The following is a 19454-nucleotide window of genomic DNA, read 5'->3' as shown; positions in this document are numbered from 1 at the left end:
ATCGGCGAAGGTGAGTTGATGGCTCATGATGTCCCTCTGGGATGCGCTCCGGATGAATATGATGATCTCATATCAGGAACTTGTTCGCACCTTCCTTAGGTAAATTTTCCAGCAAAACCTTACGATCCAGTAGAATCTTGCAGTTTGCAATATTCCTTTGCTCCAGTTTCATCTTGGGTATTGTTTGTTCATATTGCTCTTTTTGTCGCTGAGCAATAACCATATACTTTTCAATAATTTCGTTAAGTAATGCCTGGTTATCTGTCATCATAGTTCCCGTGTTCTGCTTCAGTGTCATAAGTTATAAATAGCAATTGAGTAAAAATCAGATCTGCTAATCGCTATTGTTTATTCCGCTTGTTCAAGTGACTCTGCCACGCGACGAAAAATATAAAAGTCAGAAAATGATGTGTTATTTTGATCTTTAACATTAAAGGGATATTGGTTAGGGATAAGATCGTGGAAGTCCCATTTGTCAGCCATGTTACCCATGACCCAATCGGTAAATCTTCGGTGACGAACATGCTTAACATGTGCACCAAGTAACTGGTTCAACTGCTCGTCATTAGAGCTATAAATAATAACGAAGCGTTTTGCAGCGTCAAACAATGTTTTCATATACTTATCAAAAACACTGTCTTCAATAAGATGATAAAGCACATCGAGCGACAGCGTTAGCTCAGCCTGCTGCCCTTCCCATTTATTGACAGGGTAAAAATCTTTTGTCTGATCGCTATCAAACCTTTTTTTACACCGTTGTAGAGCATGTTCAGAAACGTCAAACCCGGTATATCGCGGATATTGTGCGAGCGACAGTTGATTACCATCCCCGCAACCAAACTCCATTACCGATTGGATATTGTTATCAGCAACAAATTGATTAATGGATTTTGCTTTAAAATCAGCCAGACAGCCATATGAACCCGCACCGGAGTTTCCCTGTAAACGATAACGATCGTCCCAATATTGTTCTGAGTTTTTAAAGACTAATGGGTTGTTTATCATTACTTATTCCAATGATTTAAAAATGGATATGGCGAAAAGATTCTGCGATTTGAACGCCATGTAATATTCCGTGTTTTAGCTCAGCGGTCAGAGTAGGGCTGAGAGGAGCATTCGGCTGTAGTACAAAAGCACGGTGATAGATATCGGGCGATCTTTTATCCAGGTAGCGTTTAAGATGTTGCGAGTCCAGAGAGTCCGCAATCAAAACAGGAATACTGGAAAGAGGCAGCTCTGTATTTGCCACCACGACTATATTGAATTTATTGTCATCCTGGATACCCAATACTTGAATTTGCTCAAGAAGAACATCAAGTGAGGTATTTATTGCATCCAAAACAATCGTCAAATTATCGATACCTGTATTAGCATAAAGCATCTTGCGGCGGTCATGAATGAAGGCATCTATTTCTTTTCGGGTTTTCCCTGGGAATAACTTATCAAGGCGGTAGCGCTTCAGAATATTTTCAAAGATACGATATTCATACACTGTGTTTGTCGGTTTACCCATGCCGGTGAGATTATCGTCGTGCAAACGATAAGAGATATTGCAATGCGGCGTAAACACTACGCTGGCATTGCCCACTGCACGAGACCAAAATTCATAGTCGTGGGCACGTAAATAGGTAACGTCATAGCCACCAACTTCACCATAAAGTGAACGGCGGACACAGCTACCAGGGTTAGCAATAAAGTTACCATTCGGTAATTGTGATAACCAGTTTGCCGGTGGATGATTGTAAATTGAATAATATTGTTTATCGCCGCCAAGCAATTCCATCCCGCAAGAAATCACATCCGTTGTCGGGAAACGTTGCAAAATATCACGGTAGTGAGAAAGCGTATTCTCATGCAGAATATCATCGCTGTCCAACCATACCAGGTACTCACCATTGGCCTCTGTAATACAACGATTACGCGTATCTGGAGCATTGGTATGCTGTTTAGCAACGATACGTAATCTGGCATCTTTGATGTTCGCCAGTAATTCCAGGCTGGTATCTGACGAACCATCATCAACAACGATGACTTCAAAATGATGGTCGCGTTGGTTAAGCGCTGAACTCACCGCCGAAAGAATGTATTGCTCTCTGTTGTAGCAGGGGATCACAATAGAAAATAACGGCGTCGGCGCTGTGCTCGGTTGCCATATCTTAAGATATTCTTCAGGCAATTCATGCTGGCGCAACAGTGCTTGGGCCTCCTGCATATAGACTTCTGGCGTCGGGTTGCCGTTGTTTATATGGGTAATCGCTTCACTAATAGAGGTGAACAAATATTGCTCAGGCAAATACTCACTTAAACCGCCGGGAGCATGGAAGGCGACTGGTTTTAACCCAGCGAGCATGGCCTCAAATATCCCCATACCCTGAGATTCGTGATAGCTTGTCGATAATAAAAATGTCTTATCCGAATACCACTTCGCCATTTCTGATGAGGCAATATTCCCGGAAATGACCACGTTACGACTTAAACCATAGATATCGACAAGCTGACAAAAACTATCGTGCAGACACTGATCTTCAATTCGCCCAGCAATAAATAACTTATAGCGTGAATCCTTTTTTACCAGCTCTTGTAAAATAGGTAAGAGCATCACCAGATTCTTTTGTGGAGCAAAACGGGCTACACAGGCAATATAAAAAGGATTCCGTTTTTTGGATATCCGCGAAACCGGCTGATGATCGGTCAGATTGGCGAGTACCGTCACTTTAAGGTGCGGGGGAAGTTTAGATCCCAACAGCGACATAAAGCGTTTCTTCATCGCCTGACTGACTAAAACGACTTCATCAACGTTGGCCCAGTTTGTCTGCTGTATCGTATTGCCATATAGTTCATACCGATGGATTCGGCACACGATTCGACAATATTTAGGGAGTTTACTGGCCGCAACGATTGCCGTATCGCCCCATTCAAACCATGCGACATCACAATGGCGTAGCGCATTAATCAACGCATCCTGGGTGAGGTTGGCACTTGGAAGTTCAGTGACGACATGCCCATTTTCGCGCATCAGTTGCATCACTGGCTGCATAAAATGGAAGTTATCATTGGTAGCATTAACCACAATGCGCTGTTTATCTGCATCTAATACAACAAAATAATGAGTGCAGGGCTGGTCTGTTTGCCCGATACAAACATAGCCCTTTTGATTCAAATATCTTGAAAGTATGGAAAACCTGTCTGGGTTTGCGCCTTCAAGCGTCAATGGCGCCCGAACTTCCGCATTCTCATCAATAATAGCGAGTATAGATTCCATCGGCATATTCGCCGTAATAACGCGTTGTAAACTCATGAACCTGGCCAGATTTTAATTTTATAATAGATGTAGAACGTTCCGCAGAAGTTAATCTGCGACGGCGCGTCTGTGCATTCTGCAAAAATAGTGCAGGGCTAAATCAGAGAGACTTTTTTTCCCGTGCCATGCTCCACAGGAAATTAAATAAAAGCCCAGAAATTTTCATTTAGCCTGACCTTGTTTTCATGGGGGAATCACAGCCCTGGCGTGTGCTCGTCAACTCATCTTCTTTAAGGCAATAAGCTGCATATCGACGCAGGGCTGGGCCTCTTACAGCAACGACAACCCGCTCAGCAGGCTGTAGTCAGACGTATTCTCCACCTGCGCCGCAAACGGATTTTGCTGCTGCCAGCCACGCAGCGCGCTCACCAGCAGAGCCACGTCATCCTGGGTTAACTCGCCTTGCTCGGCACGAATCGCACAGAGCATTTTGATCTGGAAGAACTGACGCGCCAGACCCAGCAGCGCTTCGCCGTAGTTGGTGCTGTTCACACCTGGGAAAATGTCGCTGTAGAGCTGATAAATCAGAATGTTGCGCAGCGTATGCGGCTGTTCATTAAACAACGTAATCCCGGACCATACCGACTCGAGCGTCTGCAAACGTTCCGCGAGGCGGGTTGCTGGCATGATAGACAGTTCGCTTAATTTCAGCGCCATGCCCATTTTTTCCACCATCGGCAGATTCAGAGCCAGACGCATTGCGCCCATCTCTTTTAATGCCGCAACACGGTTTTCAACGATCGGCGGCAGCATGGCAAACTGCTGTTCCAGCACGCCTTGCTCTGCGAGCTCAGCTAACTGCTCTGTCATGGTAGTCAGCAGCGCCGGGGCTGTTTCCCCGTTATCTCGATGCTGCTGTGCTTTACTCAACAGCACGCCAATACCGTACAGGCTCACTTCCAGCGGCAGCGCCGGGTGGACGGCTAAGTTGATGCATTGCTGGTTCAGCACTTCACTCCATGCCGGCAGCAGTTCTTCGCTCTGCGGCGCGGCCTGCTCGATATGCAGAATGAACGCCCCAGGGTTGAACAGCATCTCTTTGGCCGCGCTTTCACAGCCGATATCCAGGCTCTCGCGCTGCTGATTTTTCAGCTTCACGCTAATGTGCGGCCACGTCGGTTCGGCGCTCTGGCATGCAGGGCAAGCGCAAGGCGTTTCCCGCGCATCAAAGCGAGAAACAAATTCAGGTTGGTAATGTTCAATCAGTTCCATGTTTAGTCTCTTGAGCAGGCTCGGGTTCGCGGTGTTTACGGAAGAACCAGTGCGTGCAGTCGATAAGCTCACCGCTAGTCGGGTGAGGATAGTGCTGTAAGAAGGCGAAGCTCGGGCTAAAGCCCAGCCACAGCGCCGCGCTTTGGCGCATCAGCGCTGTCCAGCAGCGGTCAAGGCTGACATCCTGTTCACTGGCCTGCCGGTAGGCATCCAGCAGCACGTCGTAATAGCTGGCGTTCACCGCATAGGCACACGCACAGCCGGCGTTATAAATACGCGCTACGCCTTGTAGGGCCTGAGTTGGCGTAAAGTTTTCGTAGCGCCCACCTAGCAGCAACATCTGCCAGCCAACCTGATCCAGACCGTTGAGCAGTTTGTTGATGTTGTTGACCACGTTCTCTTTTTTGACGAAGCTCAGCGTTGAATCGAGCAGCAGCACGTTCTTCCAGCCCTGCTCTTTGGCCTGTTCCACCACCAGAGAATGCGTGCGCAATTCCGCCGCTTGAGCGGAGTCGGCCTGAGCGATGGCCACCGGCCAGATTTGCCCGGCTTCCACACCTAGCGCCAGCAGCGCTTCGCACCGCTCGGGCAGCGAGTCTTCTAGCCGGGGGTCATAAATGACGGCGATTTTTTCAAATACTGACCAATTCACCTGCACACTGAGCGGCGCATGGCTCAAGCGGCGGTAGTGCGCCAGCAGGTTGGCGTCACTGACGAAATCTTCCAGCGTCAAATCAACCGCCGTGGAGCTGTCGAGAATAAAGTCTTTGTCGTAAGTGTTGCTGCTGTGCGAAATGCACAAAATGGTCTGCTTCGGGTCAATCTGCTGTACCGGCGTGGTAAATTCCTTGAGGAAGCCCACCTCCTCCGCCTTGGCTGCACTATCTTCATAACGATGCTTTTTCAGCAGGTTGCGGTGATAGCCAAAAGTCCCGTTAAGCGCATGGCGCTCACCAAACGGGTGGGTCAGGTAGATTTTATCCAGATGGCTGTACCAGATATAAATCTGGTCGCTGCCGGAAAACAGGGCGTTGTTCACCTGCATCTCAGCCACCTGATGGGAAATTTTATTCGGCGCGTAATAGTCATCATCGTCAAAGCAGATGATGTATTCCCCGGTCGCCAGCTCGTTGAGCATGTTGCGTTTTTGCCCCAGCACCAGCCGCTCTGGGCTATGGATGTAGCGCACATTCGGCTGCGATGGGTCGCTCATCATGGCGATAAGGTCGGCGTTACTGGCCGGCGAGTCGTCAAGAATGATCAGCTCGCGCTTATCCGCCGGGTAGTCCTGGTACTGCCAGATATAGAGCAGATAAGGCAGAAACTCGCGGCGGTTGTAGGTCGGGCAAACCACGCTGACAAACGGAGTCGGTAATGGCTGTGCGCGCTTCTGGCGTTGCAGAAGGGCTGACATCAGCGAAGGTGGCGCTTTCTTTTTGGTCGTCTTCATAACATCTATCGTTGGCGTGCGCTGGCCAGCTGTTGACGCAGCCAGCACTGGGCAGAAACAGAATCAGTCATTTTTTGCTCCCGACGGTTCATCTCCATCCGTCGGTCGCTGCGTTTGGCGTCCAGCACCAGTTCGAGGCTTTTCTCACGCTTGGCTTCCGCCAACAGGTTGCCCTGGATCTTCTTCTCTTCCAGGCTTGCCAGCGCCTGCTCTTGCTTCTGCCAGTTGATAACGCGTTGAATATTTTGCTTATATTTTGACTGATTGATCATCAGTACCGCGTTGTCAGCCGTTTGCGCCGCCAGGCCAGATGCCAGTGAAGTCAGCGCATCGATGTTCTTTTCAAAGCGCTGGCAGACCTGCTTTTGCGAGGCCAGCTTCAGGCTAAGATCGTCCACTGCGCGAGTGCGCATCAGGTGAAGCTGTTCGAGTGTTGAAATAAGTTTGCTCATGGTGCATTACCCTGCTTGCGCTAGCGTCCGCAGATCATTAATGGTTGAATCAATCAACGCCGCGTCCTGAACTTCCTGTTGTAAGAACTGAGTGATTGCCGGAGAAAGGCGCACGGCTTTATCGGCCAACGGATCGGCTCCGGCGACATATCCCCCCAACGGAATCAGCGGTTTAATACTTTGGTATTCGGCGTACAGCTGCTTTAAGGTTCGCGCAGCAAGCTGATGCTCGCGGGCCGTCACCTGGCTCATACAGCGGCTGATCGACTGGCCGATATCAATCGCCGGATAGTGTCCGGCTTCCGCCAGATGGCGCGACAACACGATATGACCGTCGAGTACCGCACGCGCGCAGTCAACAATCGGGTCCTGCTGATCGTCACCTTCCGCCAGTACGGTATAAATCGCCGTCATCGAGCCTTTGCTTTCGCTATTACCCGCACTTTCGACCAGTCGCGGGATCATGCTAAACGCCGAGGGCGGATAGCCTTTGGTCGCTGGCGGTTCGCCCAGCGAGAGCGCGATTTCACGCTGCGCCATGGCGTAGCGGGTCAGGGAGTCAACCAGCAGCAGGACATCTTTGCCTTTATCGCGGTAGTAGCTGGCGATGGTATGGCACAGTTCGGTAGCCTTAATACGCATCAGCGGCGACTCGTCCGCTGGGGCGGCAACAATCACCGATTTCGCCAGCCCCGCTTCCTGCAGCGAGTTTTCAATGAACTCTTTTACTTCGCGGCCACGTTCCCCGATCAGCCCCACCACCACCACTTCAGCCTGGGTATAACGGGTTATCATGCCTAACAGCACGCTTTTTCCGACGCCGCTGCCCGCCATCAACCCGACACGCTGGCCTTTGCCGATGGTCAGCAGGCCGTTAATCGCGCGGACGCCAACGTCCAGCGGCGCTTCAACCGGCTGACGTTTGAGGGGGTGCACCTGCGGTAATTGTTGCGGTAACAATGTGTCGCCGCCGAGCTTGCCTTTGTCGTCCAGCGGTTCGCCGAGGCCGTTGACCACGCGCCCCAGCCATTGATCGCCGATCATGACGCCTTCGCTTTTCCCGGCCGGGAAAACGCGGGCACCGGCAATCAGCCCGGACGGCTGTTTGAAGGGCATCAGGTAGGTGACTTCACGGTCAAAGCCCACCACCTGCGCTTCCATCATCTCTTGTTCGATACTTTCGACGTGGCATAGCTGGCCGATCGCCAGACGACAGCCCACGCACTCCAGCAAAATGCCGTTCACCCGCACCAGACGCCCGGCGACGCGCGCCAGGTCAATCTGTTCAATGGAGCGCAACGCCTGCTCGAAGTCGAGATTACTCATGCATATCTTCCGGCAGCAGGTTGTCTTTCAGTACCGCGACGCACTGGTCGAGGCGGTGCTGGCAGCCCACGTCCATCTCGGTGGTGTCGGTCACTACGCGGCATTCGCCCAGCTCCAGCGCCGGGTCTGCGGCCAGCCCCCATTCGCGGGCTTTTTCCGGCTCGGCTTCGCTGATGCGGCGGAACTCTTCGCTGTTCAGCAATACGCGGATCTGTTCCGGCGGCTGCGGCAGGCTGGTTAAGGCTTCCTCAACCAGCGCCAGCAGCTGCGTCGGGTGCAGCGACAGCTCGCAGCGAATCACCTGGCGGGTCACTTTCTCCACCAGTTGCAACAGCTCTTCACGGCGGCGTTGTTCATAGCTTTCGAGAAAGCGCTGCACATTAGCGGTGACGTGTTCAAACGGCTCGGCCGCTTCGAGGAATTGCTGACGCGCCTGATGTTTACCTTCGGCCAGCCCTTTACGCATCCCGTCGTCGAAACCGAGACGCGCACCTTCCTGGTAACCTTCTTCTTTGCCTTCTTCCATCCCCTGCGCGAAGCCCTGGTTTACGCCTTCGCTAAACCCTTCCTGCAGCTGCTGCTGGTACTCAGCCGGATCGGGTGCCGCCACCGCATCGTCTTCAACCGGCTCATGGGATGCCGACCAGCGTTTACGTAACGGAGGAAATTTATGCAGCCGCGGTTTAACGACGCCCTGGCGGCGGGAGGTCAGCGTCTCCAGCGGGATACTCCGTTTCTTAAACATGGTTTATTCCACCGTCTGCTCTGCAAATAGCTGCACCTGAATCTCGCCTTCATCTACCAGCTGGCGCAGCGTCTGCATGATCTCTTTACGCACCTGCTCGATACGGCTGACCGGCAGTGGCCCAAGGCGCGTAGTGGTGCTTTGCAGCAACGTGACCTGACGCTTTGGCATCACGTCGAAAATAGCCTGACGCAGTACCGGTTCGGTGCCTTTGAGCGCAATCGCCCATTCGTCGATTGGAATTTCGTCCATCAGACGCTGCAGCGTGATTGGCGTCTGGCGACTTAGGATAAAGAATTCGTACATTTCATCCTGCAGCTCATCGACCACGCCTTCGTCGCGTTCGCGCAGCTGATCCAGCAGCTCCTGCTGGTTGTTCGGAATACGGTTGACGATATTGGCGGCATGTTTAATGCCCACCACTTTGGAGCCGTGCTCGGAAAGCACCGCGATGCCACGGTCAATCAGACGGTCCAGCTCGTCAATCACGTCACGGTTGATGTCATCCAGACGCGCAACGCGGTAGATGATTTCATCCTGACGTTCGCGCGGCAGCACGCTCAGCACGGTGGCCGCGATATCCGGCGGCAGGAAGGCCAGGAATACCGCCTGTAGCTGCAAGTGTTCCTGATCAATCAGCGCCGCCAGCTGCGGGGTATCGACCCACTGCAGGCGCGCCATGCGATAGCGGATCTCATCGCCATAAATACCGTTGATCACGCTACGGGCAATTTCACCACCGAGCGCTTTTTCCAGAATGCTGCGCAGATAAGAGCGCGATGCCCCGTTGATGCCGCTCTGTTCGCTGTAGTCAGAGAAGAAGTTATTCATCGCCTGACGCGCCTGGTTCACTTTGACGTCATGTAAACGCGCCATGGTTTCACTCAGCAGCACGACCTCTTCACGGTTGAGCTTCTGCATCACCTGCGCGGCGGCCTGGTCCCCCACGCTCAGCAGCAAAATCGCCGCCTGCTCCAGGCGACTACGGCCGCCTGAATGATTAGTCCTGCTTGCGGTTGCTTCGGTCATTGCTGTTAATCCATTGTTTCAGAACTTCTGCTACGCGCTCAGTTTCGTTTTGGGCCAGAACCTGGAGGTACTCCACTTTGGTTTCCAGACCCGAACTCTGCGGTGGCAGCATGTCGTCATTAGTGTTGAAGCCGATATTCGGCAACGCAGACAGCGTTTCTTCCTTCTCGGTCGTCGCGTCAGTCAGCAGATCTTGTTCTAGCGGCTCGGCCTCATTAACAACGCGCTCACGACGGCCAAAGCGTTGAGCCAGCGGACGGACACCAAACAGCAGCGTCAGCAGGGCCAGTAGGCCAATACCGCCGTTTTGTCCCCAGTACTGCATATCCGGGTCTTTCCACCACTGCTGCGGCAGAACGCCATCATTCACCGGCACGGTGAAGGCCAGTACATCCAGAGTCAGCGCATCGCCACGCTGTGTATCAATCCCGGCGGCGCTTTCGACCAAACGGGTAATCGATGCCAGCTGCTCTGGCGTGATGTTTGCCAGCGCAGGCGCGGTCTGATTCAGCGCCACGGCCACGTTCAGCTTCTCCAGCTTGTAGCCCGGATGGCGGATATGACGGATGTCGCGGTCAAACGCATATTTACGCTGTGACTGGCTGCGGCTGGTGAGCGCACGAGGGTCGCTGGTCGCGTTGGCGGCAGCGGTATTGTTCGCCGCAGGAGTCCCAGCCGCTTGTGCTGCGGCCGCCTGTGGCTCCTGGTTCACTGGACGATTGCTCAGCGAACCCGGAATACCAAACGCCATTTCATTGGTGGTATTTTCCTGGCTCAGCTGTTCATCGCTGACCAGCGGATCTTTACCCAGGCGCTCCTGCGTCTCTTCCACGCGGCTTAAATCCACGGTCGGCGCTACGCTGATGCGATAGTTACCGGCGCCGACCAGAGAGGTCAGCAGGCTGGAGATATTCTTGTTGGTGTCTTCCCGGATGCGTTGCATCACGTCTTCACCCAGACGCTTGCCCGCCATGCTGCCATCTGGCCCGGCAACGCCGTCGGATAACAGATTGCCCGCCTGATCGACGACGCGAACGCTATTGGCGGTCATTCCCGGAACAGAACCGGAAACCAGCTGTACAATCGACGCCACCTGCTGCTCATCCAGCTGTTTGCCATAGCGCAGCTGCAGCACCACCGAGGCGCTGCTATTGGGTTTGTTGGTCAGGACAAAGGAACTGGACTCGCTCAACCCCAGGTGGACGCGCGCGCTTTCAACCGGGTCTAACGCCATGATGCTTTTCGCCAGCTCACCTTCCAGGCTGCGCTTATAGCGCACGTTCTGGATGAACTGGCTGCTGCCCAGCATCTCTTCTTTGTCCATCAGCTCGTAGCCGTCGGGCGTCGCCGCGGTGATGCCTTTCGCCGCCAGAGCCATACGCGCCTGCGACAATTTGTTTTCAGTCACCAGCACCTGCCCATTGTCTGGGTTGATGCGATAAGCGATATTTTCCGCCCCCAACACTTCAACAACCTGGGAAACCGGGATACTTTCCTGCGCGCCATACAGCGCGACATATCCCTGATTGCTTTTCCACAACGAGGCAACAATCGCCAGCGCCAATACTGCGCCGCCGACAATCGCCAGCAGTTTAGGGTTGATGATGCCAGCAGGCATAGACAGGGCCGGGAGACGATCTTTGATTTTGTTTAACACGGTACCGACCTTACAGCGAAATATTCATGACTTCGTCCAGCGCGCTGTTGAGCTTATTGCGCACCTGCATCATGGCCGAAAAAGCCACGCTGGCTTTCTGGCTCTCAATCATCGCGCCGGCTAAATCGTCACTCTGACCCATCTCAATCGCGGTCTGTTTTGCACCCGCGCTGTGCTGCAGCGCATCGACATTGTCGATAGCGTTATTCAACACGCGGGAGAAAGAGACCGAATCCGTTGCGCTAAAAGCGTTGTTCGCCGGTGCAATGGTTTGTGAAGCGTTAACCGAACCGGCAGAGGCCAATGAGGCCGTCTGCTGCATACGATTGAGCATCGCCTGTTGCGCGGTGTTCATACCTGCGGCAGCTATCTTGTCCATTAATTCTTCCTTCCTGGCCTCAGGAATAACATTCGATATCAATGCCTTCGTCGCGCATTGACGCAAGGCGGTAACGCAGTGCTCGCGGCGTAATGCCTAAGAATTCCGCCGTCTTGGATTTATTGCCTTTATGGCGTTTTAGCAGGTCGATGATGTACTGGTATTCCGCCAGACGACCGTGCAGTTTTACGTCACGAATAGCCAGGCTGCTTGGGTCCTGCTCACGATAGGCTGGCATTACGCCAACCACCGGACTTTCCGGCAGTGGAACGCGGGCAATCAGACCAAAGTCGGCGGCCTTAATTTCGTCGCCGTTTCCGAGGATCATGCCCCGCTGGATAACGTTCTCCAGCTCACGCACATTACCCGGCCAGTCATAGCCGAGCAGTGCGTTACGGGCATCATCGCTCAGGCGAACATCGCCCTTATGGAATGAGCGGTATTTGGCGATGAAACGCTGTACCAGTGGCAAAATATCTTGCTTACGCTCGCGCAGCGGTGTGATATGAATCGGCACCACAGAAATACGGTAGAACAGATCCTGACGAAAACGTCCTTCGGCAATTTCTTGCTGCAAGTCTTTATTAGTCGAAGCGATCAGTCGAATATCTAGAGGGATACGTTTATGGCTACCTAAACGCTCAACTTCCTGCTCTTGTAATACGCGTAATAATTTTGCCTGTAATGCTAAAGGCATATCGCCAATTTCATCTAATAACAGCGTACCGCCATTTGCCTGCTCAAATTTACCGGCCACACTGGCTACTGCACCGGTAAACGCGCCTTTCTCATAACCAAATAAAATCGCTTCCAGCATACTCTCTGGAATAGCCGCACAGTTCACCCCAACATATGGGGCGTCGCTACCACAGGCGTGCTCATGGATATATTTGGCCACGCACTCCTTTCCGGTTCCAGTTTCACCAGTAACCAATACTGAAACATTATATTTGGCAACGCGGCGGGCCAATGAGATCACGCCCACGCTGGCAGGGGAAACGGCAACAAAGCCATCGCCATTACGGTCTTCACGTTCAATGATAATGTTCATTTTGGAGTACCAGTAAAAAAGACTAAAAGAAAAATGCGCTACATCTTTATTAACTATAGAGACAAAAATGCACCTTCTACATGGAGGATTAAAGGCGTTTTTATAATGTTAATAAAAATTAAAGACTCTGATATTGTCACGGGAAATTTTGTTTCCCTGAAAATATGACGCCTAGTATACCCACCGGACAATAATTGTCTCATTTTTAATGGATATTAAAACATTAATCTTTGAATATCAGTAACTTACAGAAGTTATTAATCTACAAGCATGCGGAAAAATAATGGATTAATAACTCCCTACCACTTGCATTAAAATGGTCAGAAAGGTCTAATCCACAGTCTGAATAAAAGAGTGCTTGAGTTTTCTTTTACCGAAGATTCTTCGATGTTGGTGTAAAGCGTCACAACATTCCTAAAACTCAAATGTTTTCAGTAAAAAATTTTCGTGCGCGTTATCGTTACCGAAACGAACACGTTACTGTTCCACCGGCCATGACTATAGAACTGGAATAATTATGTACCCTGCTTCACATCGAATCAGAATCCACCAGCAGGATAACCTTCCGGAACTGGTGAAACTTGACGTCAGTAAACTCGGACGCCCATGGCACAAGTTGCCTAAGCTAATGAATGATAGCTTTGACATTCTGGATTCTCGCCTGGGAATTTACTTTTTGAAAAAGCTACGCGTTAACGCTGCGTTAGAATCGATGACTTTTGCCATCGATCAGCATTATAAAAATGCACAGATTTTCTCAACGCCTTACGGGAATATTGCTTTTGTTATCGACCGTATTTTATTACTGAATATTCTTCATGACTATTACGGCCTGAGCAAAGACAGTAACCATATTGAGCCCGACGATTCCCTACCGATCACCAAAACGGAAGAGCGTCTGAAAAGCAAATTAGGCCAGGAACTAACTTCTCTGGTTATTTGCAAAGAGACCTTTGGTGAAGAACTGGATATTAAGGTGGATTACTCCACGGTTATTAACCAGTGGGCATGGTGTATTACCTTCACGCTCGAAGGATATAGCCACGGCAGCTTTACCATTTTGCTCGATAACTACCATGTCGACCAAATGCTGGCCGCGTTGCGTACGCCGGATGCCAATGAACGCGCCACTGAGAAAAGCGTCACCTTAAGCCCAGGGCAAATCGAACGTCTGTTCGACAGCCTGCCACTGAAGCTGAATGGCCGCCTCGCCAGCCTGAATTTAACCGTCGCGCAGGTTGCCGATATAAAACCAGGGGACATTATCCCTATCGCGATTAACGAGCCTTTACCGGTATTTATCGGCAAAGAACAGATTTTCGAAGCGGCTATTGCCGAAGATCGCAGCAAGCTTTTCTTGTGCGATATCCATGACAAGACAACCGAGAAGCAATATGAGTGATTTGCAACATGAGCTGAGCCAGTCCCTGGATCTGGACGACCTGAACCTCAGCGATATGACACAGGATGAAACCGTTGAGGGCAACATTCGCCTCGATTTACAGCCAGAAACGCGCAATGCGCCGCTGACCGACGTACGCCGTATGGCGCTGTTTAGCCGCATTCCTGTCACGCTAACGCTGGAAGTCTCCTCGGTGAATATCTCACTGGCCGAGCTGATGGCAGTCAACAGCGACTCGGTTATCGAGCTGGATAAGATGGCGGGCGAGCCGCTGGATATCAAAGTCAACGGCATTGCGTTCGGTAAAGCAGAAGTTGTCGTCCTGAACGACAAATATGGCCTGCGTATTATCGAGTTCAACGCGAAAGAACTGGGTGAGTTAACGCGATGAACCGCTCGTTCTACCGCAGCGGGATCGCGCTGCTGCTATTCGTTGGCTTGCTATTCGCCCAGCCAGTACTGGCGGCGAACGGCGACATCACGCTCTTTAGCACCACGACCCACGGCGCGGGCCAGGATTACAATGTCAAAATTGAAATTCTGATCCTGATGACCCTGCTCGGCCTGTTGCCGATCATGGTACTGATGATGACCTGCTTTACCCGTTTTATCATCGTGCTGGCGATTCTGCGCCAGGCGCTGGGTCTGCAGCAAAGCCCGCCTAACAAAATCCTCACCGGGATTGCGCTGGCGCTGACGCTGCTGGTGATGCGTCCGGTGTGGATGACGGTGTATTCCGATGCCGTAGAGCCGTTCCAGAACGACCAGATTACCCTGAAGCAAGCGCTGGTGAACGCCGAAGCGCCGCTGAAAAAGTACATGCTGGCACAAACCAACAATAAAGCGATGGCGCAGATCATGACCATTGCCGGTATTGAAGGCGATGCTCGCGAGCAGGATCTGACTATCGTCACCCCGGCCTATTTGTTGAGTGAGCTGAAAACCGCCTTCCAGATTGGCTTTATGATTTACATCCCATTCCTGGTTATCGACCTGATTGTCGCCAGTATTTTGATGGCAATGGGGATGATGATGCTGTCGCCGCTGATTGTCTCGCTGCCGTTTAAGCTGATGCTGTTCGTGCTGTGCGATGGCTGGACGCTGATTGTCGGTACGCTCACCTCCAGCGTGCAAGGATTGTAGCGATGATGAATATGGACACCGCCGGCGACATCATGGCATCGGGTATTCACCTGGTGCTGCTGATCTCCGCCGTGGCGATTATCCCCAGCCTGCTAGTTGGCCTGTGCGTCAGTATTTTCCAGGCCACCACGCAGATTAACGAACAGACGCTGAGCTTCCTGCCGCGTCTGGTGGTCACGCTCGGGGTGCTTATCTTCGCCGGGAAATGGATGCTGACGCAGTTAGTGGACTTCACCGTCCATATTTTCCAACAGGCATCGGCGCTGGTCGGCTAAATCACCATGGAAATTGATATTCAGGCGCTGCTGACGCCACTGATGGCCGTGGTGCTGCCTTTCTTTCGCATCCTTGCCTTCTTACAGTTCGTGCCGGTTCTCGATAACCGCGTCTTTTCAAGACGCATTAAAATCGGCACCGCCATGGCGCTGGCTATCATCATCACGCCGATGCTGCCGAACAATGTGGTGCTCAATGAACTGATGTCCATGCGTACCATCTTGCTGATTGGCGAGCAGATCCTGTGGGGATTTCTTTTCGCCACCGCGCTACAGCTGGTGTTTGTTGCGCTGCAAACGGCGGGGAACATCCTGTCGATGAACATGGGGCTGGGGATGGCGATGATGAACGACCCGGTCAACGGCAGCTCGACCACGGTGATTTCGCAGATTATCTATGTCTTCTGCGCCCTGCTGTTTTTCATTATGGACGGGCACCTGCTGCTGATAACGATTTTGTTTAAGGGCTTCAGCTATTGGCCTATCGGCCAGGCCATTAACCAGCCGACGCTAATGCTGGTCGGTCAGGGGCTGGGCTGGATTATGTCTGCCGCCACGCTGATTGCGCTGCCCACCACCTTCGTGATGCTGATTGTGCAGGGCGGCTTCGGCCTGCTTAACCGCGTCTCGCCGACGCTGAACCTGTTTTCACTCGGTTTTCCTATCAGCATGCTGTTTGGCCTGCTGTGTATCTCGATGTTGGTCACCAACATTCCTGACCACTACATCAATCTGACCAACGAAATTCTGGCGAAACTCGACGCCATAAGGGTGCAGTAATGTCCTCTTCAAGCGGCGATAAAAGCGAAAAACCCACATCGGGGAAACTGCGCAAAGCGCGGGAAAAGGGGGATATCCCCCGCTCAAAAGATTTAACCATGGCGGTAGGCCTGGTGGCCTCGTTCTTTACGATGGCGACCTTTTTGCCCTACTACCGTGTATTGATCGGCGAGTCGTTCGCAGCCGTCGGTGAAATGGCAAAGGATCTGGATAACCCAAATATCCTGAATCAGTTTTTGATGCTCAATTTGTGGGTTCTGCTGCGCTTTATCGCCACGCTGACACCGATTCCGATTGCCTGCATCATCGCAAGCCTGGTGCCGGGCGGGTGGATTTTCACCCCCAATAAGCTCAAGCCAGACTTTAAAAAGCTCAGTCCGATCAGCGGCGTGAAGCGCATGTTTTCAGCCAGCCACTACACCGAAGTCGGCAAGATGATGCTGAAATGCGCCACCATCCTCGCCGTTATCTACACCATGGTGCACGACGAGATGGACAGCCTGTTGCACCTGCAACGACTGTATCTGAACCAGGCGATTAGCCACGGTTTCAGTATTTTTAAGCACGTTATCAGCTATTTTGTCGCCGTTATCGTCATTTTTGCCTTACTGGATGTGCCGTTAAGCAAGTTCATGTTCACCAAAAAAATGCGCATGACCAAACAGGAAGTGAAGGAAGAACATAAAAACAACGACGGGAACCCGCAGATTAAAGGCCGTATTCGCCAGCTACAGCGCCAGATGGCGATGGGGCAAATCTCGCGCACCGTCCCGGATGCTGACGTCATCATTACCAACCCGACCCACTATGCCGTGGCGCTGAAGTATGACCCGCTGAAGGCGGAAGCGCCGTATATCGTCGCCAAAGGAATGGATGACGTGGCGTTGTGGATCCGTGAAGTGGCCGCCAGCCATAAAATTGAAGTGGTGGAATTCCCGCCGCTGGCACGTGCGGTGTACTACACCACTCGCGTTAACCAACAAATTCCGGCGCAACTGTTTCGCGCCATCGCTCACGTACTGACCTACGTGATGCAGCTGAAATCCTGGCGTGAAGGCCGTACTGAACAAAAACCCCGCCTGAACAGGCATATAGACATTCCTCAAGAGGTATTAAAAGCCAATGGCGAACAGTAAGATGCACAATGCGCTCAGCATGCTCCGCAAGGGGAAAATTGCTGTGCCTATCCTGCTTCTCTGCGTGCTGGCAATGGTTATCCTACCGCTGTCGCCGCTGATGCTGGATATTCTGTTTACATTCAATATCGTGCTGGCAGTTATCGTACTGCTGGTTGCGGTCAATTTGCAGCGTCCATTGGACTTTGCCATCTTCCCAACGCTGCTGTTGATAACCACCCTCATGCGACTCACGCTGAACGTGGCGTCGACGCGCGTGGTGCTGTTAAAGGGCCATGAAGGGGAAGGCGCGGCCGGTAAGGTTATCGAAGCCTTCGGCCAGGTGGTGATAGGCGGCGACTTCGTCGTCGGCTTCGTGGTGTTTATCATCCTGATGATCATCAACTTTGTGGTAGTCACCAAGGGTGCGGAACGTATTTCCGAAGTTTCTGCCCGCTTTACGCTGGATGCCCTGCCGGGTAAACAGATGGCTATCGATGCCGACCTCAACGCCGGGCTGATTAACCAGCAGCAGGCGCGAACCCGTCGTCAGGAAGTAGCCAAAGAGGCTGACTTCTACGGCTCGATGGATGGTGCGTCGAAGTTTGTCCGTGGTGATGCCGTCGCCGGGATCATGGTACTTATCATCAACGTGATCGGCGGTATCTGTATTGGTATCTTCAAATACGATCTCGATGCCGGTCACGCCTTCCGTCAGTACGTGCTGTTAACCATCGGTGACGGCCTGGTAGCCCAGATTCCATCGCTGCTGTTAGCGACTGCCGCCGCGATTATTGTGACCCGCGTCAGCGAAGGTAACGACGTCAGCGACGAAATCAAAACGCAGCTGCTCTCCAAGCCGAAGATCCTGTATACCGCTGCGTTCGTGATGTTCATCCTCGCGATCGTTCCGGGAATGCCGCACGTTGCCTTCCTGAGCTTTACCGCCCTGCTGCTGTTTGCCGCCTGGCGACAAAGCAAGGCTGTACAGCCTGCGCCGCAAGAGACGGACATGGAGGCCATCACCGAGGCGCTGGCTCCGGACACCAATCCGGCAATTACCTGGGACAGTATTCCGCTGGTCGAGCCGATTGGCCTGAATCTCGGCTATAAACTGGTGACGATGGTCGATGAAGCCAAAGGCAGCCCGTTGTCACTGCGCGTGCGTGGGGTGCGCCAGGTAATATCTGAGCTGTGCGGCGTACTGCTGCCGGAAATCCGTATCCGTGAAAACTTCCGCCTGAAGCCTGCGCAGTATGCGATTCATATCAACGGTATTCGTACCGCAATGGGTGAAGTTAACGCCGAAAAGCTGATGGCTATTCCCGGTACCGAACTGTACGGCGAAATCGACGGCGTGCTGGACACCGACCCGGCCTACGGCATGGCGATTGTGTGGATTGACCAGGAACAGAAAGCCAAAGCGCTGAATCTTGGTTATCAGGTGGTGGACTGCGCCAGCGTCGTGGCGACCCACGTGAACAAGGTTGCCCGCGAACATCTGCCGGACCTGTTTAACTACGACGACATTACCCACCTGCACGCGCGTCTGGCGCTACAGGCGCCGAAGCTGGCGGAAGATTTAAACGCCGCGCTCAACTACAGCCAGCTGCTGCGTATTTATCGCCAGCTGCTGCTGGAACAGGTCTCGTTGAAAGATATCGTCACTATCGCCTCCACGCTGCTGGAAAGCGCAGCGGTCACCAAAGATCCGGTGCTGCTGACGGCGGACGTGCGTTATGCGCTGCGCCGCGCCATCGTGCACAACATCAATGGCGATCGCCCGCAGTTGGCGGCCTATACCATCGATAATCAGTTGGAAAATATGCTGTTAGGCGCGCTGAATCAGGCGCAGCAGGCAGGCAAAGTCACGCTGGACAGTTTCCCGGTTGACCCGAATATTCTGACCCAGCTGCAAAATACCATGCCGATGATATATGAGCAGATGAAGGCCAAAAGCCTGCCGCCGCTGTTGCTGGTGACTCCGCAGCTACGTCCGGTCATCTCGCGCTACGGGCGTTTGTTCGCCAGCGGATTACACGTGTTGTCTTACAATGAAGTGCCGGATGATGCCGACCTGAACGTGGTGGGAACGCTGGCGTAACGGCTTTACGCTGAACGGGTCGGGTTGAATGAT

The 19454-nt window shown here is 52.5% G+C and carries 19 protein-coding genes; 7 read left to right on the top strand and 12 right to left on the bottom strand.

From position 1 onward, the window contains the following. Positions 1–67: 67 nt before the first annotated feature. The 12 genes from ABOC97_RS14945 to ABOC97_RS14890 all read right to left on the bottom strand — a co-directional run bounded on the left by ABOC97_RS14945 (position 68) and on the right by ABOC97_RS14890 (position 12602). Positions 68–271, bottom strand: coding sequence for a hypothetical protein (locus ABOC97_RS14945; RefSeq protein WP_349599092.1), 204 nt, complete (start codon positions 269–271; stop codon positions 68–70). A gap of 77 nt (positions 272–348) precedes the next feature. Further along, positions 349–1005, bottom strand: coding sequence for a class I SAM-dependent methyltransferase (locus tag ABOC97_RS14940; protein WP_349599089.1), 657 nt, complete (start codon positions 1003–1005; stop codon positions 349–351). A 16-nt stretch (positions 1006–1021) separates the two neighbouring features. After that, complete coding sequence (locus tag ABOC97_RS14935; protein WP_349599086.1) at positions 1022–3298, bottom strand: glycosyltransferase; 2277 nt, start codon at positions 3296–3298, stop codon at positions 1022–1024. Between the two features lie 273 nt (positions 3299–3571). Further along, positions 3572–4513, bottom strand: a complete 942-nt coding sequence (locus ABOC97_RS14930; RefSeq protein WP_349599083.1) for a hypothetical protein — start codon at positions 4511–4513, stop codon at positions 3572–3574. After that, complete coding sequence (locus tag ABOC97_RS14925) at positions 4500–5963, bottom strand: glycosyltransferase family 2 protein (protein ID WP_349599080.1); 1464 nt, start codon at positions 5961–5963, stop codon at positions 4500–4502. Before ABOC97_RS14925 ends, ABOC97_RS14930 begins: the two co-directional genes overlap by 14 nt. Positions 5964–5968: 5 nt before the next feature. After that, positions 5969–6415 (bottom strand): flagellar export protein FliJ, encoded by a 447-nt coding sequence (fliJ, locus tag ABOC97_RS14920; RefSeq protein ID WP_349599077.1) that lies wholly within the window; start codon positions 6413–6415, stop codon positions 5969–5971. A 6-nt stretch (positions 6416–6421) separates the two neighbouring features. Beyond that, positions 6422–7741 carry a flagellar protein export ATPase FliI gene (gene fliI, locus ABOC97_RS14915; protein WP_052285038.1) on the bottom strand — a complete coding sequence of 440 codons (1320 nt, stop codon included), beginning with the start codon at positions 7739–7741 and terminating at the stop codon, positions 6422–6424. Further along, a complete protein-coding gene (gene fliH, locus ABOC97_RS14910; RefSeq protein WP_349599074.1) occupies positions 7734–8486 on the bottom strand; it encodes a flagellar assembly protein FliH in 753 nt (250 codons plus the stop codon). The genes fliI and fliH overlap by 8 nt, the downstream gene beginning before the upstream one ends. A gap of 3 nt (positions 8487–8489) precedes the next feature. Continuing rightward, on the bottom strand, positions 8490–9515 hold the full coding sequence (locus ABOC97_RS14905) for a flagellar motor switch protein FliG (protein WP_349599071.1): 1026 nt from the start codon (positions 9513–9515) through the stop codon (positions 8490–8492). Further along, on the bottom strand, positions 9487–11172 hold the full coding sequence (gene fliF, locus ABOC97_RS14900; protein WP_349599068.1) for a flagellar basal-body MS-ring/collar protein FliF: 1686 nt from the start codon (positions 11170–11172) through the stop codon (positions 9487–9489). The genes ABOC97_RS14905 and fliF overlap by 29 nt, the downstream gene beginning before the upstream one ends. Positions 11173–11182: 10 nt before the next feature. Continuing rightward, positions 11183–11551: a flagellar hook-basal body complex protein FliE gene (gene fliE / locus ABOC97_RS14895; RefSeq protein ID WP_349599065.1), complete on the bottom strand. Its 369-nt coding sequence runs from the start codon at positions 11549–11551 to the stop codon at positions 11183–11185. Positions 11552–11570: 19 nt separating this feature from the next. Next, positions 11571–12602, bottom strand: a complete 1032-nt coding sequence (locus ABOC97_RS14890; protein WP_349599062.1) for a sigma-54 interaction domain-containing protein — start codon at positions 12600–12602, stop codon at positions 11571–11573. A 517-nt stretch (positions 12603–13119) separates the two neighbouring features. On the opposite strand from ABOC97_RS14890, the gene ABOC97_RS14885 reads away from it, so the two are divergent. From ABOC97_RS14885 to ABOC97_RS14855, 7 genes are read left to right on the top strand one after another with little or no spacing between them, the layout of a single operon-like run. Continuing rightward, positions 13120–14004 (top strand): FliM/FliN family flagellar motor switch protein, encoded by an 885-nt coding sequence (locus ABOC97_RS14885; protein ID WP_349599057.1) that lies wholly within the window; start codon positions 13120–13122, stop codon positions 14002–14004. After that, positions 13997–14395 (top strand): flagellar motor switch protein FliN, encoded by a 399-nt coding sequence (gene fliN, locus ABOC97_RS14880; RefSeq protein ID WP_052285031.1) that lies wholly within the window; start codon positions 13997–13999, stop codon positions 14393–14395. Before ABOC97_RS14885 ends, fliN begins: the two co-directional genes overlap by 8 nt. Continuing rightward, positions 14392–15147 carry a flagellar type III secretion system pore protein FliP gene (gene fliP / locus ABOC97_RS14875; RefSeq protein ID WP_349599054.1) on the top strand — a complete coding sequence of 252 codons (756 nt, stop codon included), beginning with the start codon at positions 14392–14394 and terminating at the stop codon, positions 15145–15147. The genes fliN and fliP overlap by 4 nt, the downstream gene beginning before the upstream one ends. 2 nt (positions 15148–15149) lie before the next feature. Further along, entirely contained in the window at positions 15150–15422 is a 273-nt protein-coding gene (fliQ, locus tag ABOC97_RS14870; RefSeq protein WP_349599051.1) for a flagellar biosynthesis protein FliQ, read from the top strand. Positions 15423–15428: 6 nt separating this feature from the next. Then, positions 15429–16202, top strand: a complete 774-nt coding sequence (fliR, locus tag ABOC97_RS14865; RefSeq protein WP_349599048.1) for a flagellar biosynthetic protein FliR — start codon at positions 15429–15431, stop codon at positions 16200–16202. Continuing rightward, positions 16202–17338, top strand: a complete 1137-nt coding sequence (gene flhB / locus ABOC97_RS14860) for a flagellar biosynthesis protein FlhB (protein ID WP_349599045.1) — start codon at positions 16202–16204, stop codon at positions 17336–17338. The genes fliR and flhB overlap by 1 nt, the downstream gene beginning before the upstream one ends. Then, positions 17325–19421, top strand: coding sequence for a flagellar biosynthesis protein FlhA (locus tag ABOC97_RS14855; protein WP_349599042.1), 2097 nt, complete (start codon positions 17325–17327; stop codon positions 19419–19421). Before flhB ends, ABOC97_RS14855 begins: the two co-directional genes overlap by 14 nt. The last annotated feature ends 33 nt before the right edge of the window (positions 19422–19454 follow it).

Source organism: Kluyvera huaxiensis (genome assembly GCF_040149365.1).
Taxonomy (GTDB): Bacteria; Pseudomonadota; Gammaproteobacteria; order Enterobacterales; family Enterobacteriaceae; genus Kluyvera; species Kluyvera intermedia_A.
Note: the sequence above shows the minus strand (reverse complement) of the source record. Positions and strands in the feature narration are given on the sequence as shown.